20 protein-coding genes are annotated in these 22,047 nt (G+C 55.2%); 6 read left to right on the forward strand and 14 right to left on the reverse strand.

The features are described from left to right. Positions 1 to 478 precede the first annotated feature (478 nt). The 4 genes from ACLD72_RS03735 to ACLD72_RS03750 form a co-directional block, all read right to left on the reverse strand. On the reverse strand, positions 479 to 1,381 hold the full coding sequence (locus tag ACLD72_RS03735) for an endonuclease/exonuclease/phosphatase family protein (protein ID WP_458475623.1): 903 nt from the start codon (positions 1,379 to 1,381) through the stop codon (positions 479 to 481). 390 nt (positions 1,382 to 1,771) lie between these two features. After that, complete coding sequence (locus ACLD72_RS03740) at positions 1,772 to 2,392, reverse strand: XTP/dITP diphosphatase (RefSeq protein ID WP_411003265.1); 621 nt, start codon at positions 2,390 to 2,392, stop codon at positions 1,772 to 1,774. Positions 2,393 to 2,395: 3 nt separating this feature from the next. Continuing rightward, positions 2,396 to 3,154 carry a ribonuclease PH gene (gene rph, locus ACLD72_RS03745; protein ID WP_251591113.1) on the reverse strand — a complete coding sequence of 253 codons (759 nt, stop codon included), beginning with the start codon at positions 3,152 to 3,154 and terminating at the stop codon, positions 2,396 to 2,398. A gap of 199 nt (positions 3,155 to 3,353) precedes the next feature. Beyond that, positions 3,354 to 4,427: a GerMN domain-containing protein gene (locus ACLD72_RS03750; protein WP_411003266.1), complete on the reverse strand. Its 1,074-nt coding sequence runs from the start codon at positions 4,425 to 4,427 to the stop codon at positions 3,354 to 3,356. Between the two features lie 150 nt (positions 4,428 to 4,577). Between ACLD72_RS03750 and ACLD72_RS03755 the strand changes: the two genes are divergently transcribed. After that, positions 4,578 to 5,144 (forward strand): phosphatidylglycerophosphatase A, encoded by a 567-nt coding sequence (locus ACLD72_RS03755; protein WP_411003267.1) that lies wholly within the window; start codon positions 4,578 to 4,580, stop codon positions 5,142 to 5,144. Positions 5,145 to 5,443: 299 nt separating this feature from the next. Here the strand turns inward: ACLD72_RS03755 and ACLD72_RS03760 are convergent, their stop codons facing one another. The 3 genes from ACLD72_RS03760 to ACLD72_RS03770 form a co-directional block, all read right to left on the reverse strand. Further along, positions 5,444 to 6,442 carry an MBL fold metallo-hydrolase gene (locus tag ACLD72_RS03760; RefSeq protein WP_411003268.1) on the reverse strand — a complete coding sequence of 333 codons (999 nt, stop codon included), beginning with the start codon at positions 6,440 to 6,442 and terminating at the stop codon, positions 5,444 to 5,446. Further along, positions 6,439 to 7,194 (reverse strand): class I SAM-dependent methyltransferase, encoded by a 756-nt coding sequence (locus ACLD72_RS03765; RefSeq protein ID WP_411003269.1) that lies wholly within the window; start codon positions 7,192 to 7,194, stop codon positions 6,439 to 6,441. The genes ACLD72_RS03760 and ACLD72_RS03765 overlap by 4 nt, the downstream gene beginning before the upstream one ends. Before the next feature lie 124 nt (positions 7,195 to 7,318). Then, complete coding sequence (locus ACLD72_RS03770; RefSeq protein ID WP_411003270.1) at positions 7,319 to 8,497, reverse strand: peptidyl-prolyl cis-trans isomerase; 1,179 nt, start codon at positions 8,495 to 8,497, stop codon at positions 7,319 to 7,321. 231 nt (positions 8,498 to 8,728) lie between these two features. On the opposite strand from ACLD72_RS03770, the gene ACLD72_RS03775 reads away from it, so the two are divergent. Together ACLD72_RS03775 and ACLD72_RS03780 are read left to right on the forward strand one after the other, a co-directional pair. Then, entirely contained in the window at positions 8,729 to 10,084 is a 1,356-nt protein-coding gene (locus tag ACLD72_RS03775) for a dipeptidase (RefSeq protein ID WP_411003271.1), read from the forward strand. A gap of 356 nt (positions 10,085 to 10,440) precedes the next feature. Further along, positions 10,441 to 10,734 (forward strand): hypothetical protein, encoded by a 294-nt coding sequence (locus ACLD72_RS03780; protein ID WP_411003272.1) that lies wholly within the window; start codon positions 10,441 to 10,443, stop codon positions 10,732 to 10,734. A gap of 107 nt (positions 10,735 to 10,841) precedes the next feature. Here ACLD72_RS03780 and ACLD72_RS03785 read toward each other — a convergent pair whose 3' ends face one another. Further along, a complete protein-coding gene (locus ACLD72_RS03785) occupies positions 10,842 to 11,066 on the reverse strand; it encodes a helix-turn-helix domain-containing protein (RefSeq protein ID WP_009225122.1) in 225 nt (74 codons plus the stop codon). A gap of 333 nt (positions 11,067 to 11,399) precedes the next feature. Continuing rightward, a complete protein-coding gene (locus tag ACLD72_RS03790; protein ID WP_411003273.1) occupies positions 11,400 to 11,840 on the reverse strand; it encodes a MarR family winged helix-turn-helix transcriptional regulator in 441 nt (146 codons plus the stop codon). Between the two features lie 223 nt (positions 11,841 to 12,063). Here ACLD72_RS03790 and ACLD72_RS03795 point away from each other — a divergent pair, with 223 nt between their 5' ends. Genes ACLD72_RS03795 through nagA form a run of 3 tightly spaced genes read left to right on the forward strand, consistent with a single transcriptional unit; the run spans position 12,064 to position 14,836 of the window. Continuing rightward, complete coding sequence (locus ACLD72_RS03795; RefSeq protein WP_411003274.1) at positions 12,064 to 12,933, forward strand: MurR/RpiR family transcriptional regulator; 870 nt, start codon at positions 12,064 to 12,066, stop codon at positions 12,931 to 12,933. Then, positions 12,927 to 13,655 carry a glucosamine-6-phosphate deaminase gene (nagB, locus tag ACLD72_RS03800; protein ID WP_411003275.1) on the forward strand — a complete coding sequence of 243 codons (729 nt, stop codon included), beginning with the start codon at positions 12,927 to 12,929 and terminating at the stop codon, positions 13,653 to 13,655. Before ACLD72_RS03795 ends, nagB begins: the two co-directional genes overlap by 7 nt. Then, positions 13,655 to 14,836, forward strand: coding sequence for an N-acetylglucosamine-6-phosphate deacetylase (gene nagA, locus ACLD72_RS03805; RefSeq protein ID WP_411003276.1), 1,182 nt, complete (start codon positions 13,655 to 13,657; stop codon positions 14,834 to 14,836). Before nagB ends, nagA begins: the two co-directional genes overlap by 1 nt. A gap of 113 nt (positions 14,837 to 14,949) precedes the next feature. On the opposite strand, the gene ACLD72_RS03810 is transcribed toward nagA, so the two are convergent. The 5 genes from ACLD72_RS03810 to ACLD72_RS03830 all read right to left on the reverse strand — a co-directional run bounded on the left by ACLD72_RS03810 (position 14,950) and on the right by ACLD72_RS03830 (position 21,797). Beyond that, positions 14,950 to 16,107: a YhcN/YlaJ family sporulation lipoprotein gene (locus ACLD72_RS03810; RefSeq protein WP_411003277.1), complete on the reverse strand. Its 1,158-nt coding sequence runs from the start codon at positions 16,105 to 16,107 to the stop codon at positions 14,950 to 14,952. 158 nt (positions 16,108 to 16,265) lie between these two features. Beyond that, a complete protein-coding gene (locus ACLD72_RS03815) occupies positions 16,266 to 17,333 on the reverse strand; it encodes a glycosyltransferase family 4 protein (RefSeq protein ID WP_411003278.1) in 1,068 nt (355 codons plus the stop codon). Positions 17,334 to 17,383: 50 nt separating this feature from the next. After that, positions 17,384 to 17,662, reverse strand: a complete 279-nt coding sequence (locus ACLD72_RS03820) for a hypothetical protein (protein WP_411003279.1) — start codon at positions 17,660 to 17,662, stop codon at positions 17,384 to 17,386. After that, positions 17,659 to 20,226: a glycosyltransferase gene (locus tag ACLD72_RS03825; RefSeq protein WP_411003280.1), complete on the reverse strand. Its 2,568-nt coding sequence runs from the start codon at positions 20,224 to 20,226 to the stop codon at positions 17,659 to 17,661. Before ACLD72_RS03825 ends, ACLD72_RS03820 begins: the two co-directional genes overlap by 4 nt. Before the next feature lie 14 nt (positions 20,227 to 20,240). Beyond that, positions 20,241 to 21,797 (reverse strand): glycosyltransferase, encoded by a 1,557-nt coding sequence (locus tag ACLD72_RS03830; RefSeq protein ID WP_411003281.1) that lies wholly within the window; start codon positions 21,795 to 21,797, stop codon positions 20,241 to 20,243. Positions 21,798 to 22,047: the final 250 nt, after the last annotated feature.

Raw genomic sequence — 22,047 nt, forward strand, 5'->3', positions numbered from 1 at the left:
ACTTCCGGTCGAAACCTTCGACGTGGCTCTAACGGACACCAGCGACGTTATTTTGATAAAATCAACCGTCTGCAGAACGTAACGGACACCAGCGACCTTATTTGGCATTTCCGTGCCCGTTTTCGGCTCTTTTCGCGCAAATAAGAGCGCTAGTGTCCGTTAGAAAATAAAACACCGATATTTCGGGCAAATAAGGTCGCTCAGGTCCGTTAGCTGCGGGCGGGCTGTAGCCACCGGAGTCTGTTAGCCGTGGGCAGTCTGTTAGCTACGAGCAGTCTGTTAGCTACGAGCAGTCCGTTAGCTGTGCGCGGTTAGCCGCAGGCGGTTAGCTGCGGGCGATCCGTTAGCACGGGGGTCCGTTAGCCGTGGGCAGTCTGTTAGCTACGAGCAGTCCGTTAGCTGTGCGCGGTTAGCCGCGGGCGATCCGTTAGCACGGGAGTCCGTTAGCCGCAGGCTGTCCGTAGCTGCGGGCAGTCTGTTAGCCGCGGACGGCCGGTCCAGCCGCCACAAGCACATCCGCGACCACCGGAAAATGATCGGACGGCAGCTTGCCCTGGCGATGATCGGCGATCACGCCGTAATTCCGCACCCGCACGCCACGGGTTACGAAAATGAAGTCGATCGCACTGTCAAACTCGATGCCGTGCCCTTCCCGGGAAGAGACGCAGGATGGAAACTGACGCGCGGCCACTTCCGCAATGTCGAATCCTTGGAACGTGAACTCCGGCCCAAAATGCTTATAGTCGGCAGTGAGGCTTGCATCGTAAAGCAAAGATACCGCCTCGCCTCCCTCTTGGCGGGTCAATATCCCGTACGCCCCGGAAGCGCGCGTAACGTTAAAATCCCCGGTCAACACCGTAGCGCCTTCCCCTGAGATCTCCCGGATACGATTTTTGATCAGATGCGCGCTCTGCTCCACCGCCACCTTGCCGATGTGATCGAAGTGCGTGTTCAGATGGGTGATCACTTCCCCGGTATCGATATCCCGGAACACGCACCATGTCACAATGCGCGGACAAGCCGCGTCCCAGCCGGGAACGCCGGGCTTCTCCGGCTCTTCGGACAACCAGAACCGGCCGTGCTTCAGCGGCTCAAGCCGTTTTTTCAAGTAGAAAATGCAGCAGAACTCGCCCTCCTTCTCTCCGTCATCCCGCCCCGAGCCGACCCAGCCGTACTCCGGCAGACGCTCCTGCAAATCTTCCAACTGCCTGTGCAGCACCTCCTGCATGCCGACCAGATCGGGCCGGTGAAAGCGGATGATCCCGGCAACCATGTCCCGGCGGCCGTTCCATATATTCTCGCCCTCAAGGTCGTAATCGTTTTTAATGTTGTAAGACATGCAGCGCAGTTCCAATTCCGTACTCCGTTCCTTCCCTCTCATTCGCGGCACCCCGTTCCATAAAGTGGATTGCACCGTCATTCTACCATAACTTAACGAAAGTGGGGGATGAATGATCGTTGCCGGAAATAGCGACAATTTATGTCGTTATCTTGAGAATTTCTCCTTCCCATGCAAAATAGCGGAATTTAATTCCGTTATTCGGGAGATAAGTTCGGAAAAAGCACTCGTTTGCCTCCAGCTTTCTAAAATAGAGGAAAAAAATTCCTCTATTTTAGCCATACCCCTTTTTGGAACAACATAAGACCCTTTTTTACCGCTATTCCCCCAGGACCTCCACAAAAACGCAGGCTGTGTGCTCTCCTCCACGATCAAATGAAAAAGCACAGCATCGGGTTTTCCCGATTACTGTGCCTCTAAATTAGCTGCTGCTCACAGGGCCAGCTTGGCCGCCAGGTTGCGCAGCGCCGCGCCGCGGTGGCTGACGGCCTGCTTCTCCTCCAGATTCAGCTCCGCGAACGTCTTCTCGTAGGCGGGCAGGTAAAACAGCGGGTCGTACCCGAACCCGCCGCCTCCGGCCGGCTCGGATGTGATCCAGCCTTCCGCTTCGCCAGAGGCCTCCACAAACCGCCCCGTGGCCGGGTCGTACAGCGCCAGATGGCAGACGAACCGCGCCGGGCTGAGCAGCGGCTGCTCGGTATCTTCCCCGAGCCGCTCCTTCTCCAGCTCCGCCAGCAGCTTTTCGTTATTGTCCTCGTCGGAAGCGCCCTCCCCGGCATAACGGGCCGAATAAACGCCCGGCGCTCCACCCAGCCGGTCGACGCATAATCCCGAATCGTCCGCCAGCACTGGATGTCCCAGGTGGTCACCGACCGTTTTGGCTTTTTTGCGGGCGTTTTCGGCAAACGTTTCGCCGTCCTCGACGATATCCGGGATGTCCGGATAATCGGCCAGGCTCTGCACCCGCTTGCTCAGGGGCTCCAAAGCATGGGCGAATTCCCGGACCTTGCCCTGATTGCGCGTGGCCACGACGATAATCGGTCCTTCAATCATCGTTTACACCGCCGATCCGGACTGTCCGCTTTGGATGTGCAGGGCGACGGGGCCAAGCGCTTCGCGCTGCTGCTCGATCATCTCCCGGATTCCTTTTTCGGCCAGCGCCAGCATCCGGTCCAGGTCCTCCCGGGAGAACGGGTTCTCCTCCCCGGTTCCTTGCACTTCGACAAATTGGCCGCGGCCCGTCATTACCACGTTCATGTCGACCATCGCCTTGGAATCCTCATCATAATTCAGATCGAGGAGCGTCTCCTGTCCGACGATCCCCACGCTGACGGAAGCGAGATAGTCGGTGATCGGAAACACCGGCAGCGCATGCTTTTGGACGATCTTGTGCATCGCCAGCGCCAGCGCCACGAAAGCGCCGGTGATCGACGTCGTCCGTGTGCCTCCGTCCGCCTGTATCACGTCGCAATCGATCGTAACGGAGCGCTCTCCCAGCGCCTGCAGATCGACAACCGAACGGAGCGAGCGCCCGATTAGTCGCTGAATCTCCATCGTTCGTCCGCTCAGCTTTCCCCTTGCCGATTCGCGTTGATTCCGGGTCTGGGTCGCCCGGGGGAGCATCGAATATTCGGCCGTCACCCAGCCTTTGCCCTGCCCTTTCATAAACATCGGCACTTTCTCTTCCACGGTCGCCGTACACATCACTTTCGTGTCGCCGACCTCAATATATACGGAGCCCTCCGCATATTTATTGACGTTTACGGTCAACTTCATCGGGCGGCGCTCATTCGCTTCGCGTCCATTACTTCTCATTCTAATGGCCTCCTACATTTTCTTGCTGTCCATATGCTTTTCCTATTCTACCAAAGTGTGGTCATAAAAGCACCTTTCCATTCGCCCGGACATCGGGCTTTCGCATGCTTTTGCCATATAAAAAAACCCTGCGCCGCAGGGTTTCAGTGTATCAGGGTTTCAGTGTATGTTTTCATCTCCAAAATCATACGGCTGGAGCTCAAAGCGGAATGGCATTGATCGTTTCGGGCCGCACAACGGGTTCGCTGTATTTTTGGTTGTCCATACCGATGACGTCTTTTTGCCCGTTGATCCAAATGCGCACTTTGCTGTTATCGGCGTTTTGCGTCACGGTCAGCACGAGCGACTGCATCATCTGCGCCGGAAGCTTCTCGCCGGCTTCAAACATGTCGTCCTGCAGCGATACCGTCACGACGCCGTCCTGGGATTTCTCCACGCTTTCCAGCTTCGTATTGTCCGTCACGACTCTTTCCAGGCCATCGCCCCGCTGCGGACCTTGGAGCAATTCGCCAAGCGCCGCTTTCACCGGATCGTTCCCGGCAGGGACAAACCGCGTCACCGGCACAAAATACTGCACTCCGTCCGGCGTCGCCGCGGAGAAATACACGACCACCGGGCTCGATTGCGACAAGCTGGAGCCGTCATTCAGCTCCAAATTGATGCCGATGCTGCGGCTGAGCGGACGGTCAAGCGGAGTTCCGCCGACCGGCATTTCGTTCAGCTTTTCCCCGTCTACCCAAAGCTGGACCTTCTCGATGTCGGGAGTTCCGGTAAGCGTCCAGGTCAAAGCTTCGAGGATTTTTCGTTCATCCTTCTTGGCATAATCGGCAAACGCCCCGTTGAATTCGACGACGGCCAGCTTTTCGTCTTGCTTGACGGTCACGGCTTTGACCTCGGTGCCCGCCGGAAGCACGCCGGCAAACCCGGCCGGAAGCAGGCTGTCATACGGCCCTTCCTGTACGATCGTTTCCAGCATTCGATTCAGCTTCAAGGATGCGTCGCCTTCCGGCAAATGCAGCGCCACCGGGGCCAGCAAGCCATGCTCGTTCTCCAAATAAACCGTCGAAAGCGCCTCCTCCGTCATGAAGCTTGTCTGTTCCGAGCTTGTCTTTTCTGCGCCGATCGACTCCAGCATTTGCGCCTCCACGTCCGCGGGCGGCGGATCGATTTGGGCGGATGAATTGATCCCGAACAGACTGCATCCCGACAGCAGCAGCGGAAACGCTAATACGCTGACGGCGGCGGTGTTCCGAAAACGGCGGTTCCTATTCATCGTCTTTTTGGCTCCTCCCTAACATTTTTCTTAGGTTTGTATTACTATATATACGAGCCCTTCTTTGAAAAATAACTATATTTTTCCGGGAAGTGGACAAACTGCTTCATATCTGTGCCAAGAAGATGACCTGATTGCGAGGGATAATGTATGGGGATGGAACAACCGAAACATAAAGCGCCTTATAGTCTGAACAGTAAAAAAGTCGCCGACGCCACCAAGGTATGGCTGCACAAACGCGGCGTCACAACCGAACAAATCGCGGAACTGGTGCTGTTCCTGCAGCAGAAATATTACCCGAACCTGACGATGGAAGAATGCGTACATAACGTGGAACAGGTGCTGACCAAAAGGGAAGTGCAAAACGCGGTATTGACCGGCATTCAGCTCGATATCCTGGCGGAGCAGGGGCTGCTTATCCCCGAACTACAGGAGATGATCGCAAACGACGAAAGCTTGTACGGGGTCGATGAAATTTTGGCTTTTTCGATTGTCAACGTCTACGGCAGCATCGGCTTTACCAACTACGGTTATGTGGACAAGCTGAAACCGGGCATTTTGGAAAAGCTGAACGATAAAAGCTTGGGTCCGTGCAACACGTTCCTGGACGACATCGTCGGCGCCATCGCCGCTTCGGCCAGCAGCCGGATCGCCCACCGCAAGCAGGCGGAACGGGAGCGGGAGCACGGCGAGGATACGCTTGATGCCGAAGGCTGATCCGGGATTCGGAATTCGGGAAAAGTGCATTCCATTTTCCGTATATCACCGTTTTGGAGCGATTGAAATGCAAAAGTACATCTCTTTTAGGACTATCCGATAAAAAAGTAACTTTTGACCGGAAATGAACTGTACTTTTGCATTTGAACCACCAGTTTCAAGGGGTTTCGACAAAAATCGCCTGCACTTTTGCATTTCGTGAGATTTCCTCCTCTCCCTTATATCGCAATTGTGGCGGGAGTGGCGTATAGTTTCTTCCACTAATGTTAAAAAGCGGCCTATGGCCGCTTTTTGTATGATTATCGCACTGTAAAGTGAAATTCCACCGCAGCTTCTGCGCTCATCCGCTCCTCGGCATGCCCGCGGCGAACCAGCTCGACCAGATGGGCCAGTGTTTCGGCCATGGCGAAGCGCATTTGGTGGATACCGAGATCCGTGCCGAACAGCGCAGCGCAAACCTCGAACCCGGTGTGAGGCCGCTGTTTCAACAGCCCTTCGATGCGCGCCAGCCGCTCCTCGTGATGTTCCAGCAGCATGCGCACGCGTTCCCCGAAATGCTCAAACGGATGGCGGTGCCCCGGAAATGCGATTCTGACCTCGTAGCTCCCAAACCGTTCGAGCGATGCGAGGAACGATTGCAGCGGCTGCGGATCGCTGCCGGGCAGGCAGCTGATATTGGGGGAAATTTGCGGCAACACCGCGTCTCCGCAAAACATCAGCTTGCGTTCTTCGTCGTAGAAGGACAGATGGCCCGGGGCATGTCCCGCGCTTTCGATCGGCAGCCAATATCGCCCGCCCATCATCACCGCTTGCCCTTCCTGGATAAAATCGACCTCGGGCACCGGTGTCACCTGCGGGAAAAAGCTCTGCAGATGCGGCGGCAACTGGCTGCTCCAAACGGGCGGCATGCCGTGACGCCGAAACAGGCGGGGCAACGCCTCGTTCATGACGCTGTTTTCCCCCCACATCAGCTGCGTCTCTTCGTATGCGCGCCGGGACATGCGGACGTCAGCCCCGGTCATCGCTTGCAAATACCCCGCCAGTCCGTAATGGTCGGGATGGTGATGGGTCACGACGATTTGCGCCACATCGCCTGGAGCGATGTTAAGCTGGCGCAGGGCAAGCGACCATTCCCGCTCAGTTTCCGCGGTCCTCGGCCCCGGATCGATGATCGTGATCCCCTCCGGACCGCGCAGCACATAGCTGTTCACCCGGCGCAGCGGCGGGGCCATCGGCATGGGAACCCGGACGACGCCTTCTTTTTCCCAGGTTTGAATTTCCGTAAGCATAGTCTTCATGGGCGATTACCCGCCAAAATCATCCGAGGCGACGTTTCGGGATCATAAGCGTCTTCGCCGTAATCCCCATGGACTTGCCCCAGAATCAATCCGGCCTCTTGCAGCATAGCGGCAAAATCCGCTTTCGAATACAGTTTGATCCGTTCCATGTATTCCCTTGACCGTCCTCCGTCCACATCCTCTCCCGCGCTGTCCGCTTTCGTAATGGTGATATGCTTTTTGACATACCCGTCCTCGATGACGCGCCGTTCGGTGATGAACTGATCCCCGTCCACCCGTTCGGACCGGGCCACGAGTTGCGCCGCCGTATACGCCGGGTTCAAATAATCGATGATAAAGCCGCCCCCCGGCTTCAACATTCTCGCTACCTCCCGCAGCACCTGAACATGCTCGTGATCGTCGTGGAAATAACCGAAGGAGGTGAACAAGTTTACAACCGCATCAAAGCCGCCCGCGAGCGGCAGGTTTCTCATATCGGCTTTCATCCATTGCACGCTCCCGTTAGAATCGTTCCGTTTTGCCTCCCGCAGCAGCACCTCCGACAAATCGACCCCGGTAACCTCATAACCCGCCTCGGCGAAAGCGAGCGAATGCCGCCCCATGCCGCAGCATAAATCGAGCACTTTTGCCCCGGGCGGCAGGTTTAGCCAGGCGATCAGCTTTTCCACCTCGCGCCGGGCTCCCCGCTGATCCCGATGTTTGTACACGAGCAGATAATCTTCCCCGAAGCTGCGTTCATACCAATCCGACATGTCTTTTGCCTCCCGTACAGCATCAGCCGATGCTGCGTTGCTCTGACATTATTATACTCGAAAAAAACCGCCGAAACGCTATCGCTTCGGCGGCTCCATCTAACAAACTTGCGACATTTTCATATTATTTCGCTGCAGCGGCGTTGTTCGCGTCCGTGAGCGTATTCGTAATCTTCGAGCTGCTGTGGAGGTTCTGCAGCCAGGTGGCCGACAATTGCGAAACCTGTTGGTTTACCAGCGTTTTGCGGATTTCTTCCTTCTTCTCATCCAGCGTAGCCGTGTGCGCTTCCTTGCGGTCGGTTAGCTTGATGACCTGATAGCCTTCGCTCGTTTTCACCGGGTCGCTGATTTGACCTTTAGTCAGCTTGAAAGCAGCGTCCTCAACGGCCGTTTCCTTTTGCCCGCGGGCAAAGAAATCGGTATCCCCGCCTTGCTCCTTCGTCGCCGTATCCAGCGATTTGCTCTTCGCCAGCTCCGCGAAATCCGCGCCTCCTTTCAGCTGTTTGATGATGTCCTTCGCATCGTCTTCGGTCTTCACGAGGATGATGGATGCGCGAACCTGCTCCGGCGTATTGAAAGAATCTTTATATGTCTCAAACGTCTGCTTGATTTGGTCGTCGGTGACTTTGACTTGCGGCTCAAGCAGTTTGGTCAGCTTCAGCTGACTTGCAATCTGGCTCCGCAAATCGTCCTTCGTCATGCCGTATTGAACGAGCGCCTGATCCAGCGCTTCCTGGGACCCGAACTGGGCTACATAAGTATCTTTGATTTCCGCGTCGATATCGGCGTCTGTGATCGTAATGTTCTTTTTCTTGGCTTCCTGGTTGATCAGTTCCTGGTCGATCAGGCCGGAAAGCACCTGCTCGCCGCCTTGAGTCACCAATTCGTTATACAATTGGTCTTTCGTAATTTCCACGCCGTTGACCGTAGCGACCGCTTCGGCTTTCTTCGCCGCAAACGGCGGTTTGATCAGCACAACAATAAGCAGAACAGCCAGCACCAGCGAAATGATCGGCCAAACCTTGCCCCCATTCGTTGTCTGCACCGGCGTTCCTTGATCCGCAAGATCCTCGGCCTCCATTACCGGAACGTCCCTGCCACCATGTTCGTCGGCACCCTGTGCGTCGAGAGCCGGGTCGTATTCCGCTTTCGTCAGCTTTACAGCGCCTTCTTGTCCAGGCTGCACAGCCGGTTCATCTGTGCCGCGGGCTTGTCCCTCGGCCTTTTCCGCTGTTTCCGCTGTTTCCTCCGCCTCCGGCCTTGATGCCGTTTCTTCTAGCTCCTTTTTCTCCTTGTCATCCATATGTCTTGACTCCCTTCTTCGAATAGCGAACTTTTTTAAACCATATCCTTGACTTTAACAGAAATCAACAGGGCATACCTTAAATATGGATAAAAAAACGGGAACGAATTTTAAGTTTTTTTTAAGCTATCCGCCAAGAAACTCCAAAATCTTGTTACCCGTCATTCGTGTTCTTGGCAAAAAAGGTGTAGAATATACTGGTAAATCCAGTTCGGGAGGAACAAAAAAACGATGGACTATCAAACTTACTTTAGCACGCATCGAGAACAACATTTAAACGAGCTGGGGGAATTGTTGAAAATCCCCAGCGTTTCGGCGTTGTCCGAACATAAAGGCGATGTGCTGAAAGCGGCCGAATGGATCGCCGACGCGCTGCGCCGGGCCGGCATGGAAGGCGTGGAAATCCACCCGACCGCCGGACATCCCGTGGTATACGCTGAGCATTTGCACGCTCCAGGCAAGCCGACGGTCCTGGTTTATGGGCATTACGACGTTCAGCCGGTAGACCCGCTGAATCTGTGGGAGACGCCTCCGTTCGAGCCTTCGATCCGCAACGGCAAGCTGTACGCACGCGGCGCCACTGATGATAAAGGGCAGGTGTTCATGCACATCAAAGCGGTCGAAGCGCTCCTCAAGCAGGAGAAGCAGCTGCCGGTCAATATCAAGTTTTGCATTGAAGGCGAAGAGGAGGTTACCAGCCCGAATTTGCCTTCCTTCCTGGAAGCGAATCAGGAGAAGCTGGCGGCCGATTGCATTCTGATTTCCGATACCGCGCTGCTTGCCCCGGGCAAACCGGCGATCTGCATCGGCCTGCGCGGATTGTGCGCTCTGGAGATTTCCCTTCATACGGCCAACACCGATTTGCATTCAGGCACGTTTGGCGGCGGCGTGCCAAACGCTCTGCATGCGATGGTCTCTCTGCTCGCCTCCCTGCATGACGAGCAGGGCCGCATTACGGTGGAGGGATTTTATGAAGGGGTGCCCGAGCTGACTCCGGAATTGCGGGAGGAATTCGCCAAGCAGCAGTTTGACGAAGAGAAGCTGAAACACGACCTCGGTTTGGAGACGTTGTACGGAGAAGAAGGCTATTCCTTCGTGGAACGGACAGGCGCCCGTCCGACGCTGGAACTCAACGGGGTGTGGGGCGGATTCCAAGGAGAGGGCACCAAAACGGTGCTGCCCAAGGAAGCCCACGCCAAAATCACCTGCCGTCTCGTCGGGGATCAGGACCCGCAGGCCACGATCGACCGGATCGAACGCCATTTGCGCGCGCATTTGCAGCCTGGCGCGACCTTGAGCGTCAAGGCTACCGAAAAAGCCCGCGCCTTCACGATCGATCCGTCGGATCCGATGCTGCAAAAAGCGGCCGATGCCTATGCCGCCGTATACGGCACCCGCGCATTGTTCACCAAAGACGGCGGCTCGATTCCGATCGTCGAAACGTTGTCGCGCGTGTTGTCCGCCCCGGCCGTCATGATGGGCTTTGGGCTGCCGGACGAAAACTTGCACGCCCCGAACGAACATTTCAACTTGGAAAACTTCGACAAAGGGCTGCTGACGATCGTCCATTACCTCAAGTCGCTGTAAGCCGAATATTCAACAAAAAGCCGTCCGACTCGGACGGCTTTTTGTAAATACAAGAAATCTATAGAATTTCCGGCGGGGCAGAGGGCAATGCGCAGGTAAAGAGGTAAGGAGAAGCGGAATCTGAAGGCTAAGGGACACCAGAGCCGTTATCTGCGGAAAAACGGAGGATTGAAAAATGTAACGGACACAGATGACTCTATTTACCTCGAATCAGCCCGGTTGAACTCGTTTTGGGCCAAATAGCGTCATGTGAGTCCGTTAGGCTGGGAAATACCCGGGAAATGGGCGGATAAGGTCGCTGGAGTCCGTTAGAGCAGCATCCACAGATTAGAAAGAGCTCCATCGCCATCCGGACGATGATGGTCCCTTATGTCCGCGAAATATTGCAGCGGGATGCCGCCGCCATTCTGATCGGAGGCGGTCTGCAGCCTTTAGGCGCTTTTGCCGGGAGTGCGGTGGCCCAGCAATTTGGCCTGCAGTTCATGATTCTGGCCGCGGGCCTGCTCCCGATGCTAACCTCCTGCGCCGCACTGCTGCTTCCCGGCTTAAAGTCGCTGAACGGAGACTTGGCGGAGCAGGACATCGGCGTTCCCGGAAGGGGAAACGCAGCGGCGGGGAAAGAGCACATTCCGGTTCAAGGGGGCGGTTAGCCGCCACCATCCCCCGGCAAAACAAAAAAACCTCCTCTCTCTCCCGCTTCAATGCCGGAATGAAAAAGAAGGTTTACGGTTTTCCGTTCAAACATTATAGAATACCGTTAGATTTTTAGCTCCCCAAGCTTGATCAGCTCGACAACCGCCTGCGCGCGACCTTTGACATTCAATTTTTGCATGACATTGGAAATGTGATTACGTACGGTTTTTTCGCTGATAAACAGCTGTCCCGCGATGTCGCGCGTCGTTTTATCCTGCACGAGAAGCTCGAAAACCTCCCGCTCACGATGAGTCAACAGAAATTTGCTGTTACGATCGCTGCTTTTCAAAATGCGTCACCCCTCCTTGCTCGGGTTTTATGGTTTAACAAGGTTAAGGGATACAGTCAACACATCTTATGAAGAAATGGAGGCAATGGTGCGGTGCGGGTGGCAAAATGGGCGCTGCCCTACTTGAACGCCATAGTGGCATGAATTGCTTTGACCCAGCCTTGGTAGAGCGCTTCCCGGGTTACCTCCGGATGCCCCGGCGATCGGCACTTCCTTGCCCCGGCCGCTCGATGCGCGTCAACGCGGAAGCCCTGATCTTTTAACTAAGCGCATACAAAAAACCGCCGGATAAACCGTCCGACGGTTTTTTGTATCTCCTCTTCTTTGCTCCCGTTACTTGCTTTTGCCGGCTTTGCTTAATTTCTCTATAATCCCGAGCAGCACGTCCAATTCATGCCGTTCGAGCAGGGATAAATGAGATTTCAGCGCTTCCCGGGACTTCTTCCGGGCTTCTTCGCATACCTCGGCGCCCCGCGTGGTCACCGACAGCAATACCGCTCTCCGGTCTTTTTCGTCATGCCGGCGCTCGACGTATCCGTTTTGCACGAGCCGGTCGATCATGACCGTGATGGCGCTGGGCTTCACCTCAAGCTTGTCCGCCAAATAGCTGACATTGCAAGTCTTTTGCCGGGCGATCAGCGCCAGCATGTGAAACTGCGGCCCAGTCAAACCTAGCTCCTGATGATGCATCAGTTCGCTTTTCATTTTGCGGAACGTGCTCGACCAAGCAACTTCCATACGCTCGATGTACGCGTCGAGATCATCTTTTGACACAGGTATCTTTCCTCACCCCCACAGGGTCCAACCTATTGTAAGTGTATTATGCGGCCAGGCAAAATTCAAGGAAACTCTCGACTTTTCGCCAGCGAAGAGCCTTGAAAACCGGAGAAAAATCCTTTATGATGGAATCGAAATAATTTTCATGATATTTGTACATTATATAAAAATATTTTTCGCAACGATAATATGAGGTCTATAAGATTAGGGGGAGGTCATTTTGACACCAATCCTGCACGCACTCTCCAGCCATTTGGACACGCTGCCGCCGCAGGAGCGCAAACTCGGGGAATATATTTTGGAAACGCCCGCGGCCGTTCTCCATTTGGGCATTACGGAATTGGCCAATACGTGCGGAGTAAGCCCTTCGACCGTCACACGTTTTTGCAAAACATTTCATTTTAAAGGGTTCCCCGATTTTAAAATGAAGCTGGCCGGCGAGCTGGCGCATAAACCGGCGGACACGCAATATCAGGACATCATTGCCGGCAACGATCTGCAAAAAATCGTCGAGGCCATGGAAGCGAACCACCTCGCCTCCATTACCGACACCACCCGCTTGCTGGACATGAACCAGCTGGCCCAAGCGGTAAAGGCGCTGTGCGGCGCCAAACGCATCGATTTATACGGCGTGGCCACCTCGTCGGTGGTAGCTCAGGACTTTTATCAAAAACTGATCCGCATCGGCAAAAACTGCACCGCTTTCGCCGATTCCCATATGCAGATCACCTCCGCTTCCTCGCTGGGGGCGGGCGATGTCGCACTGGCGATTTCCTATTCCGGGGAAACGCCGGAGACGATCGATGCGCTGCGCTGTGCCAAGGACAGCGGCGCGTTTACCCTGTCCTTGACACAATACGGCCAAAACCGCCTGGCCTCGTTGGCGGATATAGCGTTATTCTCTTCCTCCTTGGAGGAAGGTATGCGCCGGGGCGACATGGCATCACGGATCGCCCAGCTGCATGTCATCGATATTTTATTTACGGGAATGGTCAGCCTGGAGTTTGAAGATTACATTCCCAAGCTGGAAAGTTCATATCAAAACGTGCAAATTTACCGCAAAACTCAGGGAGGGCAAAACTTATGCTGAACATTATCAAAACGCACAATGAGGATCATTTTAACGAAACCGGTGCAGGCATCATCGCCAGCCTGCTGCAATCCAATCCCCGGGCGATTCTTGGCCTGGCGACCGGGAGCACTCCGGTCGGCGTTTACGGGAAATTGATCGAACTTTACCGGAAAGGCAGCGTCAGCTTCAAACAGGCCGCAACCTATAATCTAGACGAGTACATCGGCCTTCCCGCCGATCATCCGGAAAGCTATCGCCGGTTTATGGACGAGAAGCTGTTCAACCATATCGATATTTTGCCCGAAAATACCCATGTTCCATCCGGCGTGGAAACCGATCCGCAAACAGCGGCCGAGGATTACTCGCGCCTGCTGGACGAGGCCGGCCAGATCGATTTGCAGCTGCTCGGCCTGGGCCACAACGGTCATATCGGCTTCAATGAACCGGGCGAGGAACTGCAGGGGCCGCCGCATATCGTTAAGCTCGAAGAGCGAACCCGCCTGGCCAATGCGCGGTTTTTCAACTCCATTGACGAAGTGCCGACGCACGCGATTACGATGGGGATCGGCTCCATTTTGCATGCCAAGCAAATTTTGCTGATGGCCAAAGGCGAGGACAAGGCGGAAGTGATCGCCCGGGCGCTGAAAGGGCCGATTACGACCAAATGCCCGGCCTCGTTCCTGCAAACCCATTCCAATGTCGTAGTCGTCGTAGATCAAGCTGCAGGGAAGTGGTTATAATGGACGGCCGGAATTTCATCCTGACCCATGCCGAAGTTGTAACACCTCGCGGAATCATTCACGATGGGGCGGTTGTCGTAGAGAACGGGCTCATCGTTTATGTCGGTTCCGCCTCCGGCGTGCCGCTTTCGCTTCCGGCCGGCTGCGAAACCATCGATGCGAGCGGCAATTACGTGCTGCCGGGTTTTATCGACGTTCACGTGCACGGCGGCATGCTCGAAGACTTCTCCGCGCCGAGCCAACGCGGCTTTGATGCGATCACGCAGCTGCACTGCAGCCAGGGCACGACATCCATGCTGGCTACCACCATGACGATGCCGAAGCATGTGATCGAACACGTGCTGGATGAGGTGCACCGTTATATGCAAGGCGATATGCCTTATGCGCAGCTTGTTGGCGTTCATTTGGAAGGGCCGTTTATCAGTCCGAAATGGCCGGGAGCGCAAAATCCGGAGCACATTGTGCCGCCGAACCGGGAATGGGTCGAAGCGTGGGATACGCGGTATCCCGGACTGATCAAACAGGTAACGTTCGCGCCGGAACGGGAAGGCTCGCATGAGTTGATCCGCTATTTGCGCAAAAAAGGTATCGCGGCGGCCGCCGGACATACGGACGCAACCTACGAGGAAATCATGGCCGCATATGGAGTCGGATTAAACCACTCCGTGCATATGTTCAACGCCATGACGCCGCTCCATCACCGTAAACCCGGAACCGTGGGAGCGATTCTCAGCACGCCTGGCATCAGCGCGGAAATCATCGCCGACGGCATCCATGTGCACCCTGCCGCAATCCGGTTGCTTACCAGCGTTAAAACCGGCAGCAATCTGATGCTGATTACGGATGCGATGTCCGCAGCCGGTCTCGGTGACGGCGAGTATATGCTCGGCGATCTGCCGGTCGTCGTCAAGGACCGCGTCTGCACGCTTAAAAACAGCGAAGGCACGCTGGCCGGCAGCACGCTGACGATGATCCGCGGCTTCCGTTATTTGGTGCAGGAAGTCGGCCTGTCCGTGGAGCGGGCCTCCGAACTGGCGAGCGGCAATCCGGCCAAGTTGATCCGGATCGATCATTTGACGGGAGCGGTGGAAACCGGAAAACAAGCCGATTTGCTGCTGGTAAGCGCCGATTTGGAGCTGCAGCGGGTTTGGGTGAAAGGGCGGCTGCTGAACTCCGAGTAGATCAAAATGGAGCAAGTTTAAAGCTGGATTTGATATCATAACAAACACTAAGCCCCCTTCTGGCGAGGAAGGGGACTTATTATGTGAATTACTGCGATTAGCCGGTTTCCCCGTTAACGAGTCGTACCGCCCGAAAAACCGCCATTGGTGCCAGTGCGGAAACCTCCGCGGGTTCCCATCGTGCCCGCTCCGGCTCCGGTGTTAGGACCTGTAGGCGTATACCCGTTCGGACCGGTCATCGTTCCGGCGCGTCCCGGAAAAATCCGGTTGATCATCGTTTGGAAGTCGCCGATGAAATTGTTCAGCGTCCCGCCTCCGCGCGATTGGGTGGCATAGTTCCCCATGCTGGTCACAAAATCGGGGTTCCCGGAAACATACACGTTGCGGATATGAGGAGCCGTTTGCTTCACTACATGGGCAATGCGGTCCTTAACGTCTTGAGGAACGTTATCGGTAACCGTGCCGTTTACATTATAGCGGCCTGTACCCACACCGTTAAAAGTTCCAACACCGGTGCGCGGACCGGTACCGTAAATCGTGGTGGTTCCTCCACCCCGGTTCAGGCTACTCATCCCCATATTGCCAGTACCATTGTACATGGTGCCGGGAACAGTTCCGGTTGTACCATACCCGGTTGTTCCGGTGGTGCCGGTAGTCCCATACCCAGGGGTTGTTCCGTACCCAGTTGTACCGGCCGTCCCTGTTCCGGCGGGATTCGTTCCCATACCGAACCAGTTGTTGTTGCGAGTGCCGAAAAGACCGCCGGTTGCGTTAGGTCCCGTCAGCCCGCGGGCAAGCCCGTTGTTCCCGGCGCCACGCGTCCCGTAACCAGCGCCATAAGGTCCGCCGACATTCGTCGTTCCCGCACCGATGCCGGTAGAGCGCATGCCGTAAGTGGTTGTCCGTCCTGCCGTGTTGCCCCTGACGGCGTTGTTACCGTGAAGCGTAACAGCCACATACGCATCGCGATCCGTCACGACGACATGAGCCGTCTGCACGTCGCCCAGTTGGGCAACTTTATTGCTCAGTGCGGGGCTGTATCTCAGGGAGCGAATCCGCTGATCCTGACCGTTTCCCGCGCTTCGCGAAAACAGACGATTCCCATCGGAAAGGGAGTTGACATCATAGTTCCGGTTGACGTTGTTCCGAACGCTTTGCGTCCGTACATTGTTCTTGGCTGTGCCGTCACCGCAGCCCGCAATGCCGATCATACCGGTCAGCAAAGCGGCGGACAACGACAAATTCACGATTTTACTTTTGGCTCCAGGCATGTAGTCATCCCCCATCAAATATTTTAATGTGTATGATTACATGCGTTAGAGTGCACCGCTTCCGCGAGTGACATTCAGGGAAGTTCCACCGCAACGGGAAAAAAAGAACTGTTCCCGAAAAAGCCGTTTTGACGGCGGGAGCAGTTCATGCGACCGTATTAAATGGTTTGCAGCATGTTCATAAACTCGCGGCAATATTTATCCGGATGAAATTCGCTTTTTACAAGCTGCAAAGCGCGGTTTCGTATCCTGCTGCGCAGCGGTTCGTTCAGCATCAGCTCTCGCCCTTCCCGGACGGCCTGACCGATATCGCCAAGCGAGTAGCTTTTGCCCGTCTCATTATGCGAAATACAGGAGATGACGCCGTCCGAACTGCTCGCCAGTACCGGACAACGGCAGCTCATCGCTTCAAGGATGGATAACGGCGCTCCTTCCACTTTAGAGGTGTTGCAAAGGAATCCCCCGGAATCGCCGATGCGGGAGTAATAAAACATCATTTCCCGATTCGGTACATTGGAACGAATCTGTAAATAGGGGCCAAGCTGCAACTGATCCACTAAACTTTCAAACATCCTGCGCTCCACGAGATCCGATAAATAATGATCTTCAAACATCCAGATTTGAATGCGTCTGTCATAAAAAAGCAGGGAATGGGCAATATAAAGAAACTCGCGCCAGTTTTTATTGTCCTCTATCCGCCCGACCCAGGCAACGGTGGGATTTTCCGGATCCCGCGAAGACTGGTAGGCAAAAGCATCGGCATCAAAACAATTGTTAATATAAAATTGCGGAATGGCCGGGTACAATTGTTGAAATATGGCCGTAATATGGGGCGTTTTCGGGTTCATTAACGCGGCCGCATGATCATGGACGATCGGAACCGCGGCGCAAAGCTCTTTTTGCGCGGTTGCCACAGATCCGAATCCTTGGATTTCCAACACGAGCTTGCCTTGATAGCCGAGCCGGCGAAAGCGGGGAAGGCTGGGATAATCCGTCGTCACCACGATGCAATCGTAGCGGTTTGCTTGAAGGAGCCGGTGGATTTCATCATCATTATTCGTAACATAAATTGGGAAATCTGCTTCGTTTTGCAGCCCGGCCCCCCATCTGTAATATAAGCATTCCGCTTGTATGCCATGACGCCGCAATGCTCTGCACCGTTGGCGATTCACGGTCTCCATCCCCCCGCTCGGCACGTAAAACACAAACAGTACACGTTTGTTCAAATGGCATCTTCCCTTATAGATGTTGTATTAAACACGCACTTTTTTATGGTTCACAACTCGAAAAGGCGCTTGATCAATCCGGCGTCCGGGATACGGTATTCCGGGGGCAGCTTGGCAGGAAGAGACTCCCAGAAGTTCCCGTCTTCTTGGGTAAGGTCCGGGGTCAGGCAGGAGCGGTCCATAACATAAGGCAAGCTGGAAAGCTGTGGATCGAGTGTTCGCAGAAAGGAAAGATCGGGGTAGCTATAACCTTCCGGAAGCTTTGCCAAAAGCTGTTCCCAAAAGGCCGGATCCGGCTTTTCGTACGCGGAAAAGGAAAAAAACATCATGTTCTCACCCTCCGCAGCGCCAGATCATAAACCGCCAGCGTCCGCTCCAGCAAGGTGTCCGGAGACCATTGTCGATTCGCCCATTCCTTAGCCCGTTTAGCCAACGATCGTCTCAGCGGCTCATCCTCCATCAGGCGGGTCAACTGCTGGGCAAGCTGCTGATCGTTGCCGGTCTCGAACAGCAATCCGGTTTCCTCATGCCGGATCATCTCCGGGATTCCTCCGGCGTCTGAGGCAACGATAGGGGTACCGGACAACTGCGCCTCCATAATGGAAAACGGCAGGTTATCCTGGAGCGAAGGCAGCACCATGCAATCGCTTTGCCGCAAAACCGCCGGCACATCTTGGCGGTCGCCGAGCAAGGTAACGCGGTCCGTTAAGCCGGCCTCGGAGATCCAGCGCTCCACGTCGGCGCGCAGCGTTCCGTCGCCAAGCAGCCAGCAATGCCAGCGCGGATCGGAGCTTATGCGGCTAAGCGCTCCGATCAAGGTGCGGTGGCCTTTGACCGGGACGAGCCGGGCCGGACAGCTGATTGTAAAGTCCGCCGTTTGCGGAAGCACCTGCATAAGCGGCATTTGCGATCTTTGCTCGAAATCGGCAAAATCCATACCATAAGGTATGACACTGAAGATGTCCGAGGGCACGGAGAACCTGGTCATTTCATTGCGAAGCCATTCGGTCGGCAAAATGGTGGCATTCGCCGATACGCATCCGTAATACTCTTCATCAGCCACGTATTTCCAGGCCAAACTATCCTTGCTTTCAATGTCGCCGGCAATCATATGTTCTTTGGCCAGCAAGCCGTGAATGGTGGCGACCAGGGCCGTATGGGGCGGCTTGACGCGGAACATCGCCCGGGTAGAGATAATGTCCTGGGTATGAATGATGTCGTATTGCTCCAAATCAAACAAAGCGGCGGCCAGTTCGAAGCAATAGCGCTCAATGTCGCGATAACGCACCCAGGGATCGACATGGGGCAAATACCGCTGGTAAAAACGGATGACTTGGTCGTAAATCAGGTTTTTGATTTTCCATTTGTTGATTTTTTTGTCCCCGCCGACAAGGTAGTAGTGGGCCATATCCGGGTGATGGGCCAGTATGTCGACTTGATGCCCCTTGCGCTCCAATTCTTTTTTCAGCAGACGAACGTAGACATCGACCCCGCCGACATGAGGCAAATACCAGTAGGTAGCCAGCAATATGCGCTTCGGCGACACCAAGACCGAGGCCGGAACTCCTTCGGATGAGGAAGCCGGCCGCGAAGCTGTCTGTGAATCTGTCTGCGAATCTGCGGCGGTTTCCGAATCAGCATCTTCCGGCAGCACAGGAGCATCCCGCTCACTGGCAGCGGGCGGCGCGGTGGACAGGAAGTACACGCATCCGGACATAAAGCGGTTTTGGTTCATGCCGGAAACGGCGCCCACCGCGATTTGCGTTTCGTCCGTTCCGTACATGACCGCCAGGGAATGGCCGAACACCTCCGCTTCGTCGCCGTTAAACTCGTGAATCAGCTTGCCGTCACGGCCCAGAAAATAGATGGCGCCGACCCGCGAACCGGCAAGCAGGGCCGGCTCCTGTCCACGGAGGAAAAATGGGGCGACATCGATCCCCAACTGCTGATGGCTAAGCCAGCCTTCCTTCTCCATCACCAGCTTGCCTGACACCAGATTATATACCGAAACTGCCCCGCCGCGGGTAAATTCCCCGCCTGCTTTGGGCGAGCCGATCACCAGATCGGCGATGCCGTCCCCGTCGAGATCAAACGCAGCCACTTTGCGGCCGTGTTCGTCATAGCTTCGTTTTCCTCTGGATTCGAACATCGAAGCAGCATTCCCGCAGCGAAACACCAGTACGCGCCCGTTATGCTTCATGCCCGGGTCTGAGTATAGCGGTGCGCTTACGATAAGCTCCGGCTTGCCGTCGCCGTCCAAATCGCCGGAAGCGAGCGAAAGGCCCAAGCCTTCCCTGTCTATTCCTTCCCAGCATGCCAGGATCATTTTATCGTCGCCGGAAAAAATGGTCACCCGGCCATCCCGGTCGACCTCGTTCGGGTCCAAATTATGCGAAGACGCCACCACATCCGGGATGCCGTCCTGGTCCCAGTCCAAGACGGTCAGCGCCCCCCCCAAACGCGCGTAATTTTCTTGGCCCCACCATAGTCCAAGCAGTCTCCCGGTACGCCCGGAGTAGATCGATACGGTTCCGCATTCCAGCAGGGAGTCTGCGCTTGCCCGCGGCGCCCCGACGATGATTTCCAGGTTTCCGTCGCCGTCGATATCCCCCAAAGCGACCGCAGCCCCGAAGCAATCGCCGTAGCAATCCCCCTGCAGCGTGAAAAGCGGCTTCAGATCATGTGAGTATACGTAAACTTTTCCACGGTAATACTGGGGGATCGGATTCACGCCATCTTCATCCTCAACATAGGTTGCCGTGCTCGCGGAAATGATCCATTCGTCCATTCCGTCCCCGTTGACGTCTCCGACCAGAACCACGTCGCCAAAGCGGTCATGCTCCCGTTCGCCCTCCAGTCGCTTCCATAAATAATAAGGCAGCCGATTGCTCAAGCTCATCCCCTCCTCTATAGCGAAATGTCGATCAATACTGATTCGGCTTGAAAGACGGATATTTTTCGCGTCATCATCCCAGCCTGGGGGTGAGCCAACGCCAGTTCATAATTTCCCGGCTGAAGACCGCGGATTTCAAATTTTCCGCAGCTGCCGCTTACCGTACTTCGAAGGACGACGCCGGCTAAATCCAGTAAGTGAACAGGGATGTCCGGCAGCGGGAGCCCGGTCTCCGCAGCGGCCACCGTTCCGGTTAAGGTAGAAAAATTCCGTATATGGCCGGCCGCCAGGCGCGCATTTGCCCGGTAATCATCGCTTAACCTGGAAACAAAGTCCTGCCTTAAAAGCGGCAGCGGCCGGCTGGCGGTTGCCTGTGCATAAACCTCCAGCGTTTGCCCGAGCATAGTTATATCGTTCCACACGGTTAACGCATGCTTCCGCGCCTCGGCAGACTGCTTTTTCCGGAGCTGGTCATCTTCCACAAGCCTTAACAGCTTTTCACACAAATCAACGGCATTTCCCGGTTCCGCCAACAGCCCGTCGACTCCGTCCTCGATCATTTCCTCGATCCCGCCGATTCGGGAAGCAACGACCGGTTTGCCCAAGCTATGCGCTTCGATAATCGAAAAGGGCAAGTTATCCTGCAGCGAAGGAAGCACCACGATGTCGGCGCTGGAAATCAATTCCGGAACGTCATGCCGTTTACCCCAAAAGATAACATGCTCCGCAAGGCCAAGCTCTTGCGTTTGCCGCTCCAATTCCTGGCGCATCATCCCGTCCCCAATCAGCCAGCAGACGACATCGCTGCGCTGCCGCACGAGCAGTTTCATCGCGTCGATCAGATAAGTTTGCCCTTTAATGGCGACGAGGCGAGCAGGGCAGGCAATGATCTTGTTTGGCCGGACCGGGGAGGACATCTTTAAGTTCATCTGCCGTATGTCTTGCCTGTCCCGGTACGATTCCTGGTTCAAGCCGTAAGGAATAATGCAAGCACGGGGATGCCGAATCCCGAACGTTGATAGTCTGCCCCACAACCAGCGGCTGGGCAAAATCAAACCATCCGGGGACATGGAACCATAGTATTCTTCCAAAGACAGATAATGTTGTTCCAGCGGCGAGCGAGCCTGAATCTCATGATTCGCCGTCCATTCGGTAGCGAGACAACCGTGAATCGTCGCCACCAGGGGAACACGCCCCGGCTTGGCCCTGCGTAATACAAAAGTAGAGATAATATCCTGCGCATGAATCAAATCATAGTTTTGCAAAGAGATCTCCTGGCAGGCCAGTTCAAAAGCGTATTTCTCGCTTTCCCTCCAGAGCATCCACGGGCTTAGCGGAATTTTCCGCCGCCGAAACCGTGATTTCACCGCCTCCTCCGCCCGCGGAAGAAAGTCTTGTTTCCGCAAGCGAAGCCCGCCGCGAACAAGATAGTAATGAGAAAGGCCGGGATGCTGGGCAAGGATTTCCACCTCATGTCCGGCTTCCGTGAGCCGGGAACGAAGGATGTTCAAATAGGTCGATACGCCGCCGATATGCGGAAACGGCCAGTATGTGGCCAGCAATATATTCAAGCACGACCTCCTCCTTATTTAAGAGGTTGTTCAAAAAGTCATCTTTTGATCACGAAGCATGAACATGGGGCGTATTCGGCATCGAATCTTGAATTCACCCGGGCCTTCCGTTGCTCACGTAGGATCATCCTACGCTCCGCTACTCAGTCCCTAGCTTCATCCAACCTTCTCGGTGCTGAAAACCTGACTTTTTGAACTTTCATTAGAGTTGAAACTGCGCTGTTTAAAGAAAAACCACTAGACGTCATGT

The organism is Paenibacillus lacisediminis (genome assembly GCF_046567315.2).

Excerpts from the sequence above, each read along its gene's own strand:
- nagB (WP_411003275.1), top strand. The coding sequence starts at position 12,927 with ATGCTGAACATTATCAAAACGCACAATGAGGATCATTTTAACGAAACC.
- rph (WP_251591113.1), bottom strand. The coding sequence starts at position 3,154 with ATGAGAAGTAATGGACGCGAAGCGAATGAGCGCCGCCCGATGAAGTTG.
- ACLD72_RS03775 (WP_411003271.1), top strand. The coding sequence starts at position 8,729 with ATGGACTATCAAACTTACTTTAGCACGCATCGAGAACAACATTTAAAC.
- ACLD72_RS03750 (WP_411003266.1), bottom strand. The coding sequence starts at position 4,427 with ATGAATAGGAACCGCCGTTTTCGGAACACCGCCGCCGTCAGCGTATTA.
- ACLD72_RS03735 (WP_458475623.1), bottom strand. The coding sequence starts at position 1,381 with ATGAGAGGGAAGGAACGGAGTACGGAATTGGAACTGCGCTGCATGTCT.
- ACLD72_RS03810 (WP_411003277.1), bottom strand. The coding sequence starts at position 16,107 with ATGCCTGGAGCCAAAAGTAAAATCGTGAATTTGTCGTTGTCCGCCGCT.
- ACLD72_RS03770 (WP_411003270.1), bottom strand. The coding sequence starts at position 8,497 with ATGGATGACAAGGAGAAAAAGGAGCTAGAAGAAACGGCATCAAGGCCG.
- ACLD72_RS03765 (WP_411003269.1), bottom strand. The coding sequence starts at position 7,194 with ATGTCGGATTGGTATGAACGCAGCTTCGGGGAAGATTATCTGCTCGTG.
- ACLD72_RS03755 (WP_411003267.1), top strand. The coding sequence starts at position 4,578 with ATGGGGATGGAACAACCGAAACATAAAGCGCCTTATAGTCTGAACAGT.
- ACLD72_RS03760 (WP_411003268.1), bottom strand. The coding sequence starts at position 6,442 with ATGAAGACTATGCTTACGGAAATTCAAACCTGGGAAAAAGAAGGCGTC.
- ACLD72_RS03780 (WP_411003272.1), top strand. The coding sequence starts at position 10,441 with ATGATGGTCCCTTATGTCCGCGAAATATTGCAGCGGGATGCCGCCGCC.
- ACLD72_RS03740 (WP_411003265.1), bottom strand. The coding sequence starts at position 2,392 with ATGATTGAAGGACCGATTATCGTCGTGGCCACGCGCAATCAGGGCAAG.
- ACLD72_RS03820 (WP_411003279.1), bottom strand. The coding sequence starts at position 17,662 with ATGATGTTTTTTTCCTTTTCCGCGTACGAAAAGCCGGATCCGGCCTTT.
- nagA (WP_411003276.1), top strand. The coding sequence starts at position 13,655 with ATGGACGGCCGGAATTTCATCCTGACCCATGCCGAAGTTGTAACACCT.